At 48.3% G+C, this 17,866-nt stretch carries 23 protein-coding genes; 14 read left to right on the plus strand and 9 right to left on the minus strand.

Annotation, left to right across the window (positions count from 1 at the left end):
* The first annotated feature begins 16 nt into the window (after positions 1–16).
* Together NWF04_08920 and NWF04_08925 are read left to right on the plus strand one after the other, a co-directional pair.
* Complete coding sequence (locus NWF04_08920; protein MCW4006694.1) at positions 17–1,258, plus strand: DNA primase small subunit PriS; 1,242 nt, start codon at positions 17–19, stop codon at positions 1,256–1,258.
* Positions 1,258–1,830: a hypothetical protein gene (locus tag NWF04_08925; GenBank protein MCW4006695.1), complete on the plus strand. Its 573-nt coding sequence runs from the start codon at positions 1,258–1,260 to the stop codon at positions 1,828–1,830. Before NWF04_08920 ends, NWF04_08925 begins: the two co-directional genes overlap by 1 nt.
* On the opposite strand, the gene NWF04_08930 is transcribed toward NWF04_08925, so the two are convergent.
* Positions 1,793–2,836 carry an archaeosortase/exosortase family protein gene (locus tag NWF04_08930; GenBank protein MCW4006696.1) on the minus strand — a complete coding sequence of 348 codons (1,044 nt, stop codon included), beginning with the start codon at positions 2,834–2,836 and terminating at the stop codon, positions 1,793–1,795. The genes NWF04_08925 and NWF04_08930 overlap by 38 nt on opposite strands.
* A gap of 349 nt (positions 2,837–3,185) precedes the next feature.
* On the opposite strand from NWF04_08930, the gene NWF04_08935 reads away from it, so the two are divergent.
* The 8 genes from NWF04_08935 to NWF04_08970 are packed head-to-tail and all read left to right on the plus strand — an operon-like array spanning position 3,186 to position 7,508.
* Positions 3,186–4,199, plus strand: coding sequence for a 50S ribosomal protein L3 (locus tag NWF04_08935; GenBank protein MCW4006697.1), 1,014 nt, complete (start codon positions 3,186–3,188; stop codon positions 4,197–4,199).
* Between the two features lie 13 nt (positions 4,200–4,212).
* Positions 4,213–5,007, plus strand: coding sequence for a 50S ribosomal protein L4 (gene rpl4p / locus NWF04_08940; GenBank protein ID MCW4006698.1), 795 nt, complete (start codon positions 4,213–4,215; stop codon positions 5,005–5,007).
* Entirely contained in the window at positions 5,007–5,267 is a 261-nt protein-coding gene (locus NWF04_08945; protein MCW4006699.1) for a 50S ribosomal protein L23, read from the plus strand. The genes rpl4p and NWF04_08945 overlap by 1 nt, the downstream gene beginning before the upstream one ends.
* Before the next feature lie 20 nt (positions 5,268–5,287).
* Entirely contained in the window at positions 5,288–6,028 is a 741-nt protein-coding gene (locus NWF04_08950) for a 50S ribosomal protein L2 (protein ID MCW4006700.1), read from the plus strand.
* A 31-nt stretch (positions 6,029–6,059) separates the two neighbouring features.
* Positions 6,060–6,473 (plus strand): 30S ribosomal protein S19, encoded by a 414-nt coding sequence (locus NWF04_08955; GenBank protein ID MCW4006701.1) that lies wholly within the window; start codon positions 6,060–6,062, stop codon positions 6,471–6,473.
* A 22-nt stretch (positions 6,474–6,495) separates the two neighbouring features.
* Positions 6,496–6,798 (plus strand): 30S ribosomal protein S24e, encoded by a 303-nt coding sequence (gene rps24e / locus NWF04_08960; GenBank protein MCW4006702.1) that lies wholly within the window; start codon positions 6,496–6,498, stop codon positions 6,796–6,798.
* Entirely contained in the window at positions 6,798–7,028 is a 231-nt protein-coding gene (locus NWF04_08965; protein MCW4006703.1) for a 30S ribosomal protein S27ae, read from the plus strand. Before rps24e ends, NWF04_08965 begins: the two co-directional genes overlap by 1 nt.
* 54 nt (positions 7,029–7,082) lie before the next feature.
* Complete coding sequence (locus NWF04_08970) at positions 7,083–7,508, plus strand: hypothetical protein (protein MCW4006704.1); 426 nt, start codon at positions 7,083–7,085, stop codon at positions 7,506–7,508.
* 22 nt (positions 7,509–7,530) lie between these two features.
* Here the strand turns inward: NWF04_08970 and NWF04_08975 are convergent, their stop codons facing one another.
* The 4 genes from NWF04_08975 to NWF04_08990 all read right to left on the minus strand — a co-directional run bounded on the left by NWF04_08975 (position 7,531) and on the right by NWF04_08990 (position 9,377).
* Positions 7,531–8,064: a DUF359 domain-containing protein gene (locus NWF04_08975; GenBank protein MCW4006705.1), complete on the minus strand. Its 534-nt coding sequence runs from the start codon at positions 8,062–8,064 to the stop codon at positions 7,531–7,533.
* A gap of 104 nt (positions 8,065–8,168) precedes the next feature.
* The gene (locus tag NWF04_08980) at positions 8,169–8,354 is read right to left on the minus strand and encodes a DNA-directed RNA polymerase, subunit E'' (GenBank protein MCW4006706.1); all 186 of its coding nucleotides are present in this window, start codon (positions 8,352–8,354) and stop codon (positions 8,169–8,171) included.
* Entirely contained in the window at positions 8,355–8,948 is a 594-nt protein-coding gene (locus tag NWF04_08985; GenBank protein ID MCW4006707.1) for a DNA-directed RNA polymerase, read from the minus strand.
* A 3-nt stretch (positions 8,949–8,951) separates the two neighbouring features.
* Positions 8,952–9,377 carry a DNA-binding protein gene (locus NWF04_08990; protein ID MCW4006708.1) on the minus strand — a complete coding sequence of 142 codons (426 nt, stop codon included), beginning with the start codon at positions 9,375–9,377 and terminating at the stop codon, positions 8,952–8,954.
* Between the two features lie 261 nt (positions 9,378–9,638).
* Between NWF04_08990 and NWF04_08995 the strand changes: the two genes are divergently transcribed.
* Positions 9,639–10,055: an NUDIX domain-containing protein gene (locus tag NWF04_08995; GenBank protein ID MCW4006709.1), complete on the plus strand. Its 417-nt coding sequence runs from the start codon at positions 9,639–9,641 to the stop codon at positions 10,053–10,055.
* Here NWF04_08995 and NWF04_09000 read toward each other — a convergent pair.
* The 4 genes from NWF04_09000 to NWF04_09015 all read right to left on the minus strand — a co-directional run bounded on the left by NWF04_09000 (position 10,052) and on the right by NWF04_09015 (position 15,409).
* The gene (locus NWF04_09000) at positions 10,052–11,317 is read right to left on the minus strand and encodes a translation initiation factor IF-2 subunit gamma (GenBank protein ID MCW4006710.1); all 1,266 of its coding nucleotides are present in this window, start codon (positions 11,315–11,317) and stop codon (positions 10,052–10,054) included. The two genes, NWF04_08995 and NWF04_09000, sit on opposite strands and share 4 nt — an antisense overlap.
* 67 nt (positions 11,318–11,384) lie before the next feature.
* The gene (locus tag NWF04_09005; protein ID MCW4006711.1) at positions 11,385–11,798 is read right to left on the minus strand and encodes a 30S ribosomal protein S6e; all 414 of its coding nucleotides are present in this window, start codon (positions 11,796–11,798) and stop codon (positions 11,385–11,387) included.
* A 265-nt stretch (positions 11,799–12,063) separates the two neighbouring features.
* The gene (locus NWF04_09010; protein MCW4006712.1) at positions 12,064–13,296 is read right to left on the minus strand and encodes a bifunctional 5,6,7,8-tetrahydromethanopterin hydro-lyase/3-hexulose-6-phosphate synthase; all 1,233 of its coding nucleotides are present in this window, start codon (positions 13,294–13,296) and stop codon (positions 12,064–12,066) included.
* Between the two features lie 580 nt (positions 13,297–13,876).
* On the minus strand, positions 13,877–15,409 hold the full coding sequence (locus NWF04_09015; GenBank protein ID MCW4006713.1) for a carboxypeptidase M32: 1,533 nt from the start codon (positions 15,407–15,409) through the stop codon (positions 13,877–13,879).
* Positions 15,410–15,630: 221 nt separating this feature from the next.
* Between NWF04_09015 and NWF04_09020 the strand changes: the two genes are divergently transcribed.
* The 3 genes from NWF04_09020 to NWF04_09030 all read left to right on the plus strand — a co-directional run bounded on the left by NWF04_09020 (position 15,631) and on the right by NWF04_09030 (position 17,801).
* On the plus strand, positions 15,631–15,801 hold the full coding sequence (locus tag NWF04_09020; GenBank protein ID MCW4006714.1) for a hypothetical protein: 171 nt from the start codon (positions 15,631–15,633) through the stop codon (positions 15,799–15,801).
* Positions 15,802–15,920: 119 nt separating this feature from the next.
* A complete protein-coding gene (locus NWF04_09025) occupies positions 15,921–16,532 on the plus strand; it encodes a nitroreductase family protein (GenBank protein MCW4006715.1) in 612 nt (203 codons plus the stop codon).
* Positions 16,533–16,817: 285 nt separating this feature from the next.
* Positions 16,818–17,801 (plus strand): NAD(P)-dependent alcohol dehydrogenase, encoded by a 984-nt coding sequence (locus NWF04_09030; GenBank protein MCW4006716.1) that lies wholly within the window; start codon positions 16,818–16,820, stop codon positions 17,799–17,801.
* Positions 17,802–17,866 lie beyond the last annotated feature (65 nt).

Here is a 17,866-nt window from a genome sequence, read left to right on the forward strand (position 1 = left end):
TGGTGGCGGAGAAAAATTGTCTTCTCGTGAATACGTTTACAAGCGTTTCTGCGATTTCTACCGTACCTCCAAGAACATTTTGCCGCCGCCCAGCGCATTTAACCAGCGCGAGTTTGGGTTTTTACTCTTCAAAGAACGTGTCATGGTACGCCACAAAAGCTTCGCCAACCACCAAGCGCTCTTATCATTTGCCAAAGACCGCATCCCCTCTGATGTCTACTACTCCTCCGCTTACTACGAAAACCCCGCCGCGTCCATGGAAAAAAAAGGGTGGCAAGGAGCCGACCTAGTTTTTGATATTGATGCTGACCACATCCCCACGAGCTGCAACAAAATCCACGACGCCTGGACATGCGCCAACGCCGAATGCGGTTTTAGCGGCAAAGGCATAACCCCTGAAGCGTGCCCCTTGTGTGGCGGCGTAAAGTTTGAGGTTAAAACTTGGGCATGCGAGCTTTGCATAGACACTACCCGTGATGAAACCCGCAAACTTTTAGATATGCTGCAAAACGATTTTGGCTTTGCTGAGCATGAGTTGCACACGTTTTTTTCAGGACACCGCGGCTACCATATTCACGTGGAGAGCGAAGCTGTCAAAGGCTTGGATGCTATGGCGCGCAAAGAAATCGTGGACTACGTTTCAGGTATCGGTTTGTCTTTGCCTGGGAAGGGCAAGCGTGGCGGGAAGGGAAAGCGAAAACCCGCGCCAGCGAAAGGGTTTGTTTTGAGTGATTATGGTTGGAATCGGCGTTTGAAGTTGGGTATGCGCCGTTTTTTGCAGACTGCGTCTAAGGAAGCTTTGGTGGAGCTTGGGTTGAAACGTAACGCGGAGGCTATTTTGAATAACAAGGACGCCATTTTGAAGCTTTGTGTAGAGAAGAATTTGTGGGACAGCATCAAAGGCGTTAGCGTGGAGAGTTGGAGCAAGCTTTTAGAGTACATAAAAACTCAAGAGGCGCCCCAAATCGACACTGTAGTTACCAGTGACATCCACCGCCTCATACGTGCCACAGGCACCCTGCACGGCAAAACCGGCATGCTCAAAGTCGAGTTCCCCATCAACGAGTTGGACAGTTTTGACCCGTTCGTGGGAGCAGTAGCTTTTAAAGAGGGCACCGCTAAAGTTTGGGTCTGGGATGCGCCGCAGTTTAGCCTGATGGGACAAACTTTTGGTCCCTTCAAAAACCAGGGTGTGGAGTTGCCTACGGCGGCTGCGGTGTTGCTTATCTGTAAGGGTAGAGCGAAGGTGCAAGAATAATGTATGATGAGCTTTACGCGGCGTGGCGCATAGAAGTTGAAGACACCGAACTAGATAGCTTGCCCTGCGATTTTTACACGCGACTAGCCGATTACCTGCGACGCATCAAAGAAGAACTCCAACTCACAGACCAAAAAGGCATCAAAACCCGCCTGCTCGACCACGAACTAGAAAACGCCCAAAGCATGGCGCAAGAACTTATCCTAACCCGCTACCGCAAAATCATAAAACGCCTCGCCGCAGGAAAAAAAATCCCCCCCGACTCACTGCCAACCCAAGAAGCCCAACTATGCAACGGCATAACCCCCTGCGCCTGCGAATACAACAAATTCGCCGCCACCATACTAAAAGGACACCTAACCAAACTTAGCGCTAAACCCGCACAGCAAGAAGAACCCCAAGCCACCTCCAACCGCGTCCTTTTACGCTTTGTAAAACCTGTACCCACCATCATCGGCTCCGACATGAAAAGCTACGGTCCCTTCATAGCCGAAGACGTCGCTGCGGTGCCCAAAGAAAACGCTAAAATTCTTGTTAAGCGTGGTCTTGCAAAGCCTGTTGAGCATGCGTAGCCCGCGGCGGTTTGGTTTTTCTGATTTTTCGCCACAGGTTTTGCGCAACCAAAATTATTAGCGGATACGCGACAATCCATGCGACGGCGTAGAGTGGTCCGTAGTAGAAGTGGAACATGTCTATGTTGCCGCCTTGCATGCCTATGAGGAAAATGTTGACGATTCGCAGGGCGTTTATGGTGTAGGTGACTGCGGCTCCGAAGATGAAGTAGCCGAGTTTGGCTTTCCATGAGAGGGGCATGCGTTTTAGGAATAGTAGTATGGTGACGGTGAATATGAGAAAGCTTTCGATGCCTGCGCAGGGCCACGCGACGGCGAAGGTTGCGGTGGTTGCGGGGTTGGCGGGGTCGGTGGCGGTTAGGTGGGGCATGCTGCCTTGCAAATCGCTTCCGACGTAGTTTATAGCTGTGGTGTATCCCATGAGGTTTAGTATGGCGGCTGCGTACGCGGTGGTGGTGGGCACTAAGATTTGAAATGGCGTGAACTGTCCGTAGGGGAATATGTTGTCGATTGTGTAGAGTGTTCCAACTATGATTAGGAAGAATATGGGTAAGGCGAGCGATTTTATGCCTTTGAACCCAAAAACTAGAAAGGCAACGGCGGCGAAAAGCCCCGCGAAGACTAGGTATTCTACTGAGAGGGGCATGGAGCTTGCCCATGTTATGTCGTTTTGGATTGACAAATCAGTTATGGCTTGGTTTAACCCAAAATAAAATGACCACGCCACGTACAGCACAGGCAAAACGGCGACAACTCCCAAAGCTACGGTTCGCACGGAAAACTTTGCAAACTTTTTTGGCTGCAGCTCCTCCCAACCCAAAAACAACTCCAAACAAACCAGCCAGATGAAAAACAGCTGAAACGTTCTGCCCTTCCACATCAACTCAAACGATGATGCATCTAAAAAGTACAGCCACAAAAACGCAGCAGCAAACACAACAACAGGCAAAAGCTTCAAAAACAAAACCCAGCGCGCCTCAAGCTTCCCCAAGATACCAACAACCATTAAGCTCTGCCCTTCACGTACCGTACCTACATACCACCGCGTCCATCTAAAAACAATTACGCAACCACCCCAAACCAACCAGCCCCACCAAAAACAGCAACCACACCTCAAAACCCTGCTTCTCACCACTCTATTAGGTTCCAAATTTTAATTGTATGCAGAAACGATAGGGGGAGGGGGGTCTGTGAGGTGAAATTTTTGTGTTTGGCTTGTTTTTTGCTGTGGGAAACTTGGGGTTTTGCTGGTTTGGTGTCGCAACGGTGGTGCTTGTACAATTTAACGATGAAACGTGACGGTAACGTTTATAACTCTAATTTCTCATTGCTAACCTTCGCGAAGCGGAAGTACAATGGGTCACCGAAAAACTCACGCTCCAAGACATGGTTCATTAGCTTATTTGCCTAGGCAACATTCTAAACGTCCAGTTGCTCGTATTCGTTACTGGCCAAAAGTTGATGCTGAAGCGCCTACTCTCTTGGGCTTTGTTGGTTACAAGGCAGGCATGACGTATGTTTTTGCCATTGAAGATAAGAAACGTTCTCCTAACTTTGGTAAAGAGGTCATGCGTGCTGCTACTATTCTTGAAACTCCTCCTATTCTCGTGTGTGGTATCCGTACATACACTAAGAACTTGTATGGGATGCAGCAGTTAACAGAGTGCTGGATGAAGAATCCTCCTGAACTGCTAGACCGCGCGCTTGTTCTCCCCGAAAGCTTCAACACCGAGGAGATGCTGCAGAAAATCCAAGATAACCTTGAGAAAACCGTGGCTGTACGCGCCATAATCGCTACTCAGCCATCTCAATCCAGCGTTCCACGCAAAAAACCTGAAATCACCGAAATCGAAATCGGCGGCGCAGACATCCCCAAACAGCTTGAATACGCCAAAAGCCTGCTGGGCAAAACCATAACCGCCGAAGAAATCTTCAAAACCGGACAATACATCGACATCGCCGCCATAACAACAGGCAAAGGCTACCAAGGCCCAGTCAAACGTTGGGGCGTAACCAAACTACAGCACAAAGGCCGCAAAACCAAACGTGGAATCGCCACTTTGGGTCCATGGAACCCCCACCACCTCATGTATTCTATCCCACGCGCTGGACAAATGGGTTACCACCAACGCATAGAATACAATAAACGCATACTCAAAATGGGCAGAGACGGCAGCGAAGTTAACGTTAAAGGCGGCTTCATACGCTACGGCGAAGTCCGGGCTCCTTACGTTGTAATCGAAGGCAGCGTTGCAGGCACAGAAAAACGTACTATCAAACTTCGGTTCCCCGCAAGACCCCCAACCGAAGCTCCCCAAGCACCCCCAGAAATCACTCACGTTTCGCTAGAATCTCCCCAAGGAAAATAATCGGTGAAAAACAATGCTAACTCAAAAAACCGCGCAAATCTTTGACCTCGAAGGCAATCCATCAGGGAAACTTAACCTGCCTTCAGTGTTCGAAACTCCACTGCGACCTGACGTAATCAAACGCGCAGTTCTCTCAATACAATCACACAGAATCCAGCCCCAAGGCAGAGACCCCCTAGCTGGAAAACGAACCACCGCAGAATCACGTGGAACCGGCATGGGCATAGCCAGAATTCCCCGCGTAAAAGGAGGCGGCGGAAGAGCCGCGTTTGCTCCTGGAACCGTCGGCGGCAGGCAAGCTCATCCACCCCGTGCACAAACAATAATCACCAAAGAACTTCCCAAAAAAGAGAAACGCCTCGCTTTGCTCTCAGCTATAGCGGCGACTTCTCAAAAAGAAACCGTGCAAGCCCGCGGACACAAAATCGACGACGTCCCCGAGTTTCCCTTGGTTGTAGCTGACTCTTTTGAAGAGTTAACCAAAACCAAAGAAGTCGAAGAGACCCTGTCAAACTTGGGCGTTATCTTGGACGTCCAACGTGTACGTGACAGCCGCAAAATCCGCGCAGGAAAAGGCAAGCACCGCGGCAGAAAAATGAAGCAAGCTGTTGGTCCGTTGATTGTGGTTTCACAAAACAAGGGCTTGATGGGAGCTGCAGGTAACCTGCCTGGCGTAGACGTCGTTGCGGTTGACAATCTTAATGCAGAGTTGTTGGCGCCTGGAACCCACCCTGGGCGATTGACCTTGTGGACAAACAGCGCCGTTGAGCAGCTTAGCACTCTTTACGAAAACGGAGAAGAAGCTTAATGGACGCCCACGAAGTCATCTACTACCCCCTCATGACTGAATCAGCCAGCTTAATGGTTGAAAAAGACAACAAACTCTTGTTCATCGTTAATTTGAAGGCAACAAAAGCTGACGTGAAAAAGGCAGTTGAAGAACTCTACGAAGTTAAAGCAGAAAAAATCACCATGCTCATAACTGCAAAGGGCATCAAAAAAGCCTTCGTCAAGCTAGCACCCGAACACCAAGCATCTGATGTTGCCATAAAACTTGGAATACTCTAAACTATCTGGAGATGTAATTAATGGGAAAAAGAATACGTGTTCAAAGACGCGGTCGCGGTGGCTCAACATACCAAGCCTCAACTCACAAAAGAGTAGCCCCCGCCCAGTATCCAGTGTTGGCGCCAAAAGAATCCTTTGAAACCTCAACCCCCGGCGTCATAACCTCACTCATGCACGACCCTGGAAGAGGCGCACCCCTTGCTTTAATCAAATTCGAAGACAACACTTCCTGTCACATAGTAACCCCCGAAGGTGCCTATGAAGGCCAGCAAATACAGCTAGGTGGAAACGCCCCTGCAGAAGTTGGCAACATTTTGCCTTTGGGCAAAGTCCCTGAAGGTACTTTAGTGTGCAATATTGAGCTTCGCCCTGGTGACCGCGGCAAACTAGCCAAGTCCTCAGGCGCCTACGCCATAGTCGTTGCACACACTCCCCAAGGCGCCATGATAAAGCTTCCTTCAGGTCGTACCCGATACATTAACGATTACTGCCTAGCCACTGTTGGCGTGGTTGCAGCTTCAGGACGCACTGAAAAACCGTTCCTAAAAGCAGGCGAAAAATTCCACCTCATGAAAGCCAAGGGTCACAAGTACCCACGCACCAGAGGACGCGCCATGATCTCTGCTGTACACCCCTACGGAAGCAGCAAACGCAGCGCACGCAAAGTAACCACCACTTCACACGGTGCACCCCCAGGACAAAAAGTCGGTTTGATTGCCGCTCGAGGTGCTGGGCAGAAAAAGAAACGGGCTATGCGTTAGGAAAGCGTTATAGCATAAAAAATGGAATGAGTTGAAAAATATGCGAAAAGAATTCCTGTACCGCGGTCATGCGCTTGAGACTTTGCAGGGCATGTCTATGGATGAGTTCATTAACTTGCTTCCTTCAAGGCAGCGCCGTAGCTTGCAGCGTGGTTTAACCCCTGAACAGCGTATACTGCTTGAGAAGCTGCGTGCAGCCAAAGAATCCCAAAAAGCAGGCAAAGAAGTCACCGTCAAGACTCACGTGCGCGACATGATTGTCTTGCCCGAGATGGTAGGCGTCAAAGTACATGTTCACAATGGCAAAGAATTTGTAGCCGTAGAAATCAAACCCGAAATGATTGGTCACTACATAGGTGAATTTGCTATAACAAACAGGCCAGTTCGTCATGGAACTCCTGGTATTGGTGCATCTCGTTCATCAATGTATGTGCCGCTGAAGTAACACAGTTAAGCAGGTAGAAAGCATGCAAGTTAAAATAGTCTCCAAGAAAGAAAATCCTCTTATGAAGCGTAAAGAGGTAAAGTTTGAGGTAGACCATGTTCAGGGTAAGACTCCTGAACGTTTGGCTATTAAGCGTTCACTTGCCGTTGAGCTTCAGGTAGCTGAAAACTTGGTTTTCGTCAAAAACATGAAAACCATGACAGGCACAGGAACCGCTGTTGGCGTAGCAAACGCATACCAAACCGAGGAATACGCAAAATACATTGAACCTGACTACATCATCAAACGAAACACTGAGAAACCAAAGGAAGAGGCGCAAGAGTAATGTCCAAAAAACCAGGAAAACCCCAACAGAAAGGCGGCGACAAACCTGCTGCTAAAGCTGCAAAAAACAAAGGCGGCGACAGCGTAAGCGTCCTATACAAGATTGAAGGCGACAAAGTAACTAGGCAACGTCCAACGTGCGAACGCTGTGGACCTGGCTATTTCATGGCTGACCACCACGACCGTTACACCTGCGGTCACTGCGGCTTCACAAGGTACAAGCGTGCATAATTATAGCGCACTCTTAAATCCTAGTGCGGCTTGATATTTCTTTGTTGGTGTGCCATGATAAAGGTCAACGTTGCCATAACGAATGTTTCCGCTGAACGTTTTTGGGATGTTAGAAAGCCTGTTCCCAACATACAGATAAGCACTAACATCAATGTTATCAGCATGGAAAAAAAGTCTGAAGGCTCTCTTGAAGTGCCTTTTGTTTTAACCATAAATTATAATCCTTCTGTCTCGCAGTTAAGCCTCAAAGGCAGCGCATACGTACAAGGAGACAACAAAGAAATCAACGAAGTCCTCCAAAGCTACGAACAGAAAAAACCCCCACCACCAATTATACTCCAATCAATATCAAACGTCGTCTTCGTAGAATCCGTCCTAATCTCACGCATAATCGGCGTCCCCCCACCAATTCCCCTACCTATGATTCCCAACGCAAAAAAGCCTGACGCAAAACCCGACACAAGCGACTACAGCCGATAAACCTGCCTACCGCTTTTCCTTTTTACTCTACGATTTCTTCTTTTTTCATTTCATCCAAAATCTTTTTGGCTTGGCTTTGCTTTTCCGTGTTGACCTTCACGACAACTATGCCCTCGTAGGGTTGCCCATAAACTATCAAAGCACCTTCAGGCGCGTGCAAAGTCGCAACGATTGTTAACAGGTCTTCTTCGCCGTCTACAACTATGTGCGTTTGCGCGTTGTTTTCGAGGGCTTTTTGTATGGTGGTTATGGCTTCTTGGGTTATGGTTCCTTGGGGGTTTTTGATTTGGACGGCTTGTTTGTCTGGGAAACTTTGCGGCGGTACGGTTTGCCTTAGGTTCTTGTTGTCTGTTATGGCTATGTTGGTTTTTATGGCGTGAACGTGCAGGTTCTCTGAGACTACATCGCCTACGGCTATAATCATGGGGGGCTTTTCTGTTTCGATTATTTCTTCAAGTTGTATCATGGTTTGAGCAAAGCTGCCTTGGATTACTGCTCCAAAAGGTTCCTTAAGTTTTGCCCGAAGTTCCTTGGTGAGGCTGTAGGTGATGGTCATGTTCGTGCACGCCCTTACTGATTGCTAAGTTCCACTAGAACCATTTTGTACTGGATATAAATTATGCCTAAACCCGCCGCCAAAAAGATGCGCGGAGGGGGGTTTTATCGGACTTTTAGTGCGTAGCGGCCTTTTTCTTTGATGTTCATGGCTTTTCCAACGGCAGAGTTTTCGGGGGTGAAGACGATGACTATGCCGCCGTAATCTTCGCTTAGGCTTGTGGATTTGCATTTGGGGCAAACGTTTTCTTTGGTTATGAAGTGGCAGTTAGAGCATGCTTTTTCGTTCATTTACTTCTCCTTCTTTTGTTTGTCGTCTTTTTTGTCTGCGGCGTCTTCGGCTACGGGTTCTGGTTCTTTTAGCCATTCAAGTTTGCCAAGGCTGGGTTGTCTTGCGGTTACTCCGATTTTGCCTGAGCTGCCTGCTCTGCCCAACGAAACCGCGGTGATTCTTACTCGCACATGATCGCCTGTAGTTAGTCTGCGTTTAGTTTCCTTTCCCAATAAAACGCCTTGTTTTTCGTCGTAAGAAATGAAATCGTCCATAAGCTGTGAAACGTGCAGCAACGCGTCCACTGGACCAATACGCACGAACGCTCCAAAATCTGCGATTTCCACAACATCTCCCTCAACAACTTCTTGGATAATCGGGTAAAATGCTAGCAGGGAAAAGTTTACTTTGTGGTATGTTGCGCCATCGCCGGGGATTATTTTTCCAATTGGGCTGACTTTTACTTTTGTTACGGCTATGACGTAGCCTAATTCTTCGTCTACGATGCCTTCGTATTTTGCTCTGACTTGTTCTCTCCCCACAGCTTCAAGGGGGTTGCCAAAGGTTTCTGGAGGAATACGGATGGTATCTTGTAACGTGGTGAGTTTAAACATGTGTTATGTCATCCCGTCGATGTCTAGACGCGATTTTGCTCTCACATAAATCACTGGCAGACTTATATCTCTTAGCATTCCTTTTAACTGTTTGTCGTTGGTGAATACTGGAGCGCCCCATTTCTTTGCAATTCTTAGAATCGACTCATCTGTTTGTTCCCCCCGCTTTTGCTTCACCTCAACATACGTGCACCTCGCGGCAAGACTCAACGCAAACGTGGCATACTTTTGGGTTTTAACCGACTTTTTCTGCGACAGCATCTCTAACTCTTTTTTCACAGGCGAGATTAAAACTAACTCAAAGTTTCTGTTCAGCACACGTTCAAGCTCTGCGAAAATATCAATCCTAAACTCTAAAGGCGCAAACAGTGCATTCGAATCCACAATCACCCAAAGCTTTGGTTTCTTAATGCCTGTTTCGTTTGTCATTGACTGCTGCCACCTTATTTGCTACTTCTACTTTCCAGCCTGGAGCATTTAAAACTGTCCACCCCCGTTTGTTTGGCGGGAGTTGATTGATTGCTCAAGAATTCCTGTTTAGTTTGGACTTTCGTTTTGTTTTTCGGGTTGTTTTGCTTGAAATTTCAAGTTTGTTGCTGTTTTGTTTGCTGTGTATTTTAGAATCACTTTTAAACCTTCAGCTTATAGAGTAAATTGTTCCTGTAGTCTACCTGGGTGAAGGGGAAAATTATGCTAAATGAGAAGTCTTGTGGAGCTGTGGTTTACCGAAGAAATCCTGAATTAACTTATCTGCTGCTTCAGTACGGGGCTGGGCACTGGGACTTTGTGAAAGGCAACGTCGAAGCAGGTGAAACTGAAAAAGAAACCGTGGTGCGCGAATTAGCAGAAGAAACAGGCATAACCGACGCCACATTTATCGCGGATTTTAAAGAACCCATAAGTTACTTCTACAAACGCCAAGGCAGCACAGTGTACAAAGAAGTTATTTTTTACCTTATGGAGACCCAAACCAGCCAAGTCACGTTATCTTTTGAGCATAAAGATTTTTGTTGGTTGCCCTATGACCAAGCTATGGAGCAGTTGACTTTTAAGAACGCCCGTAACGTTTTGCAAAAAGCCGACTGGTTCTTAAAAATTTCTTCTTAGCTTTTGCTGCTTGGGTCGTCGACTATTAATCCGTAACCGATAAGTCTCCATCGGGACGTTATTTTTCTGCTTATGGCTACTCGAGAACCTGGCAAAACACACACTGGTCTGCTTAGTTTAACTTTGATGGTGTCGCCTTTGGCAGCGGTTACTTTTCCAACGTTCACGGCGGCTCCAACGTGCAACAGCAACGCTTCGTCTAAGTTAATTTTCTCAACTTTAAGCTGGTCCTTGGTTCCCACTGCACGCTCCAACACATGAGTCTCCAACGTCAACTCCGTCAACGTCGGCGGCAACATGTCCTTTTTGCCCGCAACGTTTCCCGTTAAACCATCAGCTTTTGAATATGACGGATCCAAACAGGTGCCTACGCCAACAAGTCCGCCGCAGGTAGCCTCGTTTACCTGATCATCGCCCGCTTGCAAACTCGTAATCTCACTAATTAGCGGGTCATAAACGGTTTTGCCATGACGCTCTGTCATGATTCCCGGGCGAATTTCGATGTCCTCGCCTACAACAAATTTGCCCTGTGCTATGGTTCCGCCTACAATGCCGCCGTCCATTTCGTCTATTTCGGTTCCGGGCTTGTTTACGTCAAAGCTGCGGATGATATACATGAAGGGCGGTTTGGTTTCGTCTCTTTTTGGGGTGGGTATGATTTCTTGGATGGCGTTTAACATAACATCGGTGTTGATTTCGCGTTGAGCGGAGATGGGGATGATGGGTGCGTTTTCGGCGACGGTGCCTTTGACGAACCGTTTGATTTCATTGTAGCTCTCTACCGCTCGTTTTTTGTCTACGATGTCAATTTTGTTTTGCACAATAATGATGTTTTTTATGCCGCTAACTTCTGCTGCCGCCAAGTGTTCTCGGGTTTGAGGTTGGGGGCAGGGTTCATCAGCTGCGATAACTAGTATGGCTCCGTCCATGATGGCTGCGCCTGAAAGCATAGTTGCCATCAACGCTTCGTGCCCTGGGGCGTCAACAAAGCTTATGGCGCGGTCAAACTCTGCTTTTCCGCCGCATTTCTTGCAGACGGGCTTTATGGAGTAGTTGCCTGGGGCTTCGCATTTGGGACACTTGTAAATGGGCAAATCAGCATAGCCGATTTTGATGGTGATGCCTCTTTTTAGTTCTTCACTGTGGCGTGACGCCCAAACACCTGTCAAAGACTGGATCAAAGTAGTTTTTCCGTGGTCTACGTGCCCTATGGTGCCGACGTTGACTTCTGGCTGCTTTAGAATCGCTTTTTCATCACTCATTTGCATTCACAAGTACCTGTTGGATTGTTGAGAGACTAAAAATGATAGAAGTTAATAAGGGTGCCCATTATGCGGGGGCTTCGGGCTTTGCTTCTTCAGGTTTGGCTGCTGCTTTGGCTTCTTTGGGCTTGTTTGGCTTCTCGACAATCTTTGCGTTTATCTGCACAATCTCGTCAGTTATGATGTTGCCGCGAACAGCTTTGCGTCTTCGTTGCCCATCACGTTTAGGCTTAAAACCAACGCCGCCTGCCAAAACAACTTTCCTTCTTACTCCACCATGAACATTAGGACGAATGGGTACACCATCACTATCCGACCCGCCTTGTATACGCAGTTTATGAGCTGGCAAATCCACAACGGATCCATCAACGATCTCGCCGATTCTTTTGCCAATGAACGGTACTGCACGGGCTTCCTCAACTTCAATTGCTTTTGAGGTGCCATCTTCAGGGTCAGACACTATCACTTTGAACTTCGCCATATATTACGAACACTCCAGCGCAGTAGGAAAGCGAACATCTCTCTATTAAGGATTTATGAATGCACCTAAAATTCTTCCAAAAAACCCTGCCTTTTCCACAGGTTCCCAGCCCCAAACCTGCGAACTTTACACAAACCTTTGCCCTGTTTTGACAGGAACACGCAAAATCGCTTCTCACAGAAGGTTTAGCAGCTAAAAACCGTGCATTTTGCCTGCTTGGCGTGCAAACAAAAGAAAGAAAAGAAGAAAGGAGTTGGGGATGGGTTTATTCTACGTGGACTCTGAAGAGGTCTACGTCTTCGCGCATGTTTTGTGTGAGTTCGAGGAAGTCTCGTACTGCGCGTTCGGTGTCTTTGGATTGGGTGACGTATCTGCCGACGATGAGTATGTCTGCGCCTTGGGCTAGGGCTTCTTTGGCTGTTTCGGGTACGATGCCGCCTGCGACTGCTATGAGGAATTTTTTGTCGCTGAATGCTTCGCGTATGAGTTTTATGCGTTCCAACCCGCAGGATCTGCCTGTTTCTTGGTCAATGCCGCGGTGCAGTATGACGACGTCGGGGAAGTTCTTTAGCGACTTGAGTTTGACTAGTACGTCTTCGACGTTGAGCATGTCGATTATGGCGTAGATTCCTAATCGTTTGGCTTCGTGAACAAACGAGTCCAAAGTTTCTGGTGGGGCAAGCCCGGCTGCGACGACGGCATCAGCGGTGTCCTCATAAGCGATGTCTGCTTCGACTTTTCCTACGTCTAAGGTTTTGAGGTCTGCGACCATGAAGGCGTCTTTGGCGGTTTGGCGTAAATCGTTTATGACGCGGGTTCCGTAGCGTTTAATCAGGGGCGTGCCGACTTCGATTATGATGCGGTCGCTTCCAGGCAACTGTGAGAGTATGCGTTTGGCGCCCTCAAGTGATGGTGCGTCAAGGGAAATTTGTAGGTATGGGGGTCTCCATAGGCGCGGAACTTTGAAGCCCATGATTGGGTGTTTGGCGCGGTCTTTGTCGTAGTTGATTTTCTCTATGGTGGGGTACTTCTTTAGCGCTCTTTGCAGTGCCATCTTTGTTGCGCCGTAGTTGTACTGGTAGATTCTGCGGAAATCTGCGGCTTGTGGGTGTATGAAGACGCTGCAGATTATGACCCAGTCGTCGACTTTGTCTGCGGGAACTACGCCTTCTTCCACAGAGTCTGCAACGGCTTTGGCGACGGCGGCTTGGGCGGGACCAAAAATCTTCCCCGTGTCCGCCATGTTTTTGACGGTGACTTTGGGTACGATGAGTGTGTGAGGTTTAGGAGGCAAGTTAGGTCGGATAACAGCGAGCAGGGGGGTGTGTCCTGCGGAGAGGTTTGTCATGCCCTGAGCGAATGCCTGACCGACAGGTCCAGTTTTGTCGCCTATCATCAAGTCAATGTGGGCAACTTCGTTTCCTTCGCCAACTAAGGCTTCGCCAATAAGATACGTGTTTGAGAGGTCTTCAAAGCCGTAGTCATCTGCAATGGGCATTTGGTCAAGGATTTCTTTGAAGTCCACGCTAAAGTCTTTCATCCAAGTATAGAGGGTGTCGCGGTGGATGTTTAGAACTTTGGCGGTTCCGCTAATTGTCGGTTTTGTCGGTTTACCCTTCAACGTGGCTTCTTTTTTCGCTGCTTCTGATAATACTTTTATGAGTTCTTCTCGTGATTCAGGTTTTTTAGTGTCAATACCCGACATGCATTAATGTCTCCGCCCTCAGGGTGTCCGCCCGCGTATATAAGAGTGTCGGGTAAACACGGTCTAGCCGCTATGACAGCGTTCAGGTTTTGCAGGGTTTTGTCGGACACGCCCTTCTGAGGGTTTACAGGTAGCTCTATATATGCTGCTGAAGTACCTTTTTTAGAAATCTTGCAGGAGCCTTAACTCATGTCGCGAAACGACTGCGTATTCACCGTTTCCATCTTGCTAGGCATCATACTTTTCCTTTACGGCGCCAACGCCTATGACCCCATTGTGGGGTGGCTGGGAGTTTTTCTTCTGGTCGGCGGCGTCGTAGCCTTCGTTGGCTTTTACCTATACGACGCTGTATTCAAAGGCAAAACCACGCCACTCAGCAACCATAAAGACTGCAAAACTTTTCCTGCAAATACCCCATGTACCGCTCCACTGATATTGGCGTTTGAACAATTTTTTGTATGAGGTCAGTTGGGTCGTAAAGGTTCGCGTAGCTGTAGACATTGCTTTTTAGCCAGCTGCTAACGGGTTTTAAGTCGCCCTTCTCGACGCTGCTTTCCCAATCTGGCACCTGCTTTTGTAGCGCGCCCAAGATTTGTCCGCTGTAGATGTTGCCCAAAGCGTAAGTGGGGAAGTACCCATACAAGCCGCTTGCCCAATGCGTATCTTGCATAACGCCTTCAGCGTCATTTTGCACCTCAACACCCAGCAAGTCCTTGTATTTTTGGTTCCAAACCTGCGGCAACTCTGCCACATCTACTTTATCCGAGAACAAATCCTGCTCAATTTGGAAGCGTATAATCACGTGCAGGTTGTAGGTGACTTCGTCGGCTTCGATGCGTATTTTGGAGGGCGCAACCGCGTTTACTGCGTGCACAAACTCTTCCAAACCTGCGTTGGCAAGGCTGGGAGCTTTCTGTTTTAGTTTGGGGAACATAAATGTCCAGAAGGGTTTGGAGCGTCCGATGATGTTTTCGTAGAAGCGTGATTGGGATTCGTGAAAGCCCATGCTGCATGCTGCGCCTACGGGTTGATACTTCCACTGCTGGGGTAGTCCCTGCTCATAAAGTGCATGTCCTGCCTCATGCAGCGTGCTAAAGATGGAGCTGGCGAATTTGTCTTCGTAGTAATGGGTGGTTATGCGCACGTCATCGTAGTAGCCTGTGGTGAAGGGATGCTCGGTTTCGTCGAGTCTGCCCGCCGATGCTGGGGAGGTGGTGTCGTAGCCAAGAGTCTGCATAAAAAGTTGGGCAATTTGCTTCTGGTTTTGGGTGGGGACTTTGTGTTTGAGGCTCTCTGGGTTGGGCTGCTTGGGCGCGCTTTGAATCTGCGAGATGAGCTTTTTGAGTTCCCTTTGTAGCTTTTCGAAAACTTGGTTTATAGTGGTCGCCTGTGTTTTGGGTTCGTAAATGTCGATGAGAGCATCGTAGGCGGTTTTGGTCTGTTTAACCTCTTTGAGTATTTGGGCGCCTTGTTTGCTTAGCTCGACGAGTTTTTCCAGTTCAGGCTTAAACAACGCGAAATCTTTGGCGGCTTTGGCTTTTTTCCACACATTAATAGTCAAGGCCTGCTGCTTGGCAAGCTTCGCAACCAACTCACTAGGCAACGCGGTTTGCTCGTTATAGTTCTTCTTGATAAGCTCCACATTACGCTTCTCAACTGCCCCCAAGTTTTCGTAGCTACTGTTTTTGAGTATATCTTCAAGAAGCTTTCCCGTCTTAGGCGAAGTGCTCAATTTGTGACTGATTTGGCTAAGCAAAGCCAACTGCTCACTACGCAACTCCACCGCCCGCGGAGGCATCATAGTTTCCATATCCCAACTCACAAGCGCCTCCACCGAACCCAAAACAACCACTTCACGATTCCGCGCCAAAAGCCGCTTATAATCCAACTCTAAACCAGACGACATAAACAAACTCATCCCATACAACCAACCTGTGTCGGCGCCTTCATTTATGGCTTTGCAACCCCAACCAAACAGCTTCAGACCACTGCCCGCGTCCACTTTTCCTTCAAAACATAGACCCCCTCCCCCTTTCTGCATAGAATTAATATTTGTATCCAAATAGGTTGGCGCTGGGGTGGTTTTGCGCGTAAACGTTTTATGGATTTGCATCTATACTTTGGGGTATGTCGGATAAGAAGGAAGATAGAAGCACGTGGGCTATTGGCGGCGGCGTGATTGCGGGTTTGGGTGTTGGTTTTTTCTTTTTGCCTAATACGATGGCGTTTGTTGGCTCCATGATGCTGGGTTTGGGAATTGGTCTTATCGTGACCGCGTTAGCTTCACGCAAACACTAACCTGCCGTTTTTCTTTGCCGCGCAATCCTAGCAAACTCGTTTTTAAGTGTGTTTTTGTTTGTCTGCGTTGGGTGGAATGCTTTTAAGTTTTTTAGGGCATATTTTGGTTGTGAATGTTTATGAATTCTGTACTTGAAGCCATAAAGAACAGGCGCTCGGTTAGACTCTACGAATCAAAACCCGTTCCCAAAGATGTTCTCAAAGCAATCATTGAAGCGGGGAACCAAGCTCCTTTCACGTCCATGACGCGCGCTCAACCTTGGCGTTTTGTTGTTGTCGAAAACCCCGAGTTTAGGCAAAAACTTTTCGAAACTGCCTTTCCTGTCTGGAAACAATCCATCGAAGGCATGAAACAAGTTGCCCCTGACCTCTACGAAATGGCTATGAGCATACATGACGCTTTAGATGAACCCAAAGACCCCGTTTACTACTCTGCCCCTGCCATTGTCTTTGTTATAGGTCCTGAAGGCAGCGCCGTGAGTTGTGCACTTGCCTGTGAGAACATGATGATAGCCGCCCAATCCTTAGGCGTGGGAAGCTGCTACGTCGGCTTTGGCGCGATGGTCAAAGCAAACCCCGAAGTTGCCTCTGAGTTTGAACTAAAAGAAAAAGAAGAAATCCACGGTCCCATACTGCTCGGGTACCCCAAAGCAAACCCCAACCCCGCCCAAGCCAGCGCTTTTGAAGCCATCCAACCAAACAAACAAAACCCCACAACCAAATGGGTCTAATCCCGCCTTTTCTTTTTTGCCTGATTTTTGCTGTATCCAAAATCACCTGCTTCGTAGACCTTGTGGTGACTTTGGTGGTTAGTGGATGCTGGTTGTATGATCCCATGGACAACCGTTCTGATGCTCACGTTCTCAGCGTTAACCCCCTTCTGCATACGATAACTTTCTCTTGATTGTCAGTTTAGTTTTCAATGTTTTGACGGTTTGGTATGCTTGGACTTGGGTCTAACCCTTTCTGAGCGCAAACTGTTATTACCTCTGTTGGGCTCTTTTGTGTTTATGCTTATGAAGGCTGTTGAGTGGACACGGTACGGTGCTCCTGATGTTCTCAAGCTTGCCGAGGTGGAAAAGCCTGTGCCTAAAGCTGGTGAGGTTCTGGTTAAGGTGCATGCGACATCAGTGACTGCGGGGGAATGCGAAATGCGCAGTTTCAAAGTCCGCGGCTTATTCTGGTTGCCCCTGAGGCTGTGGCTAGGTATATTTAAGCCCCGAAAGAAGCTGCTTGGGCAAGAATTCGCAGGCGAAATCGAAGCAGTCGGGACAAGCATCACACAATTCAAACCTGGCCAGCGGGTCTTTGGAACTACAGGGATAAACTTTGGCGCGTATGCCCAGTACCTTTGCGTACCCGAAAAGGCAGGCGACGGCGTAGTGGCTACGATGCCCAAGAATTTGAGTTTTGAACAAGCCGCCCCTGTCCCCGTAGCGGGTCTTGAAGCCCTGCACTTTCTAAGAACCGCCAACATCCAGCAGGGACAACAAATTCTCATCGTGGGTTCAGGCGGAAGCATCGGCACCTACGCATTGCAACTAGCCAAACACTACGGCGCAACGGTCACAGCCGTGGATAGCACCCAAAAACTAGACATGCTACGCGAATTAGGCGCCGACTTGGTAGTTGACTACACCAAAGAAGACTACCTCCAAACAGGAAAAACCTACGACGCCATCCTTGACGTAGTGGGCAAAGCATCTTTCTCCCGTGCCATAAACACCCTAAAACCTAAGGGGCATTTGCTTTTGGCTAATCCTGGGCTCTTGGATATGCTTAGAGGTTCGTGGGTTTCAGCGACAAGTGGCAAGACAGTGGTAGCGAAAACTGCAGCTTCAACAACAGAGGACCTGCTTTTCCTCAACGACTTAATTGAAACTGGAAAGCTCAAACCCATCATCGACCGCACCTACACGTTAGAGCAAACAGCAGAAGCCCACAAATACGCCGAGACAGGAGACAAAAAAGGCAACATCGTCATAACCGTACCGCACTGAAGCGTTTGCTCCGAAAGTGGGCTGTGTGGCTTTTGTGTGCTAGAGCTAATTAGTTGGGTTGGTCT

Source organism: Candidatus Bathyarchaeota archaeon, from assembly GCA_026014465.1.
Classification (GTDB): Archaea; Thermoproteota; Bathyarchaeia; order Bathyarchaeales; family Bathycorpusculaceae; genus JADGNF01.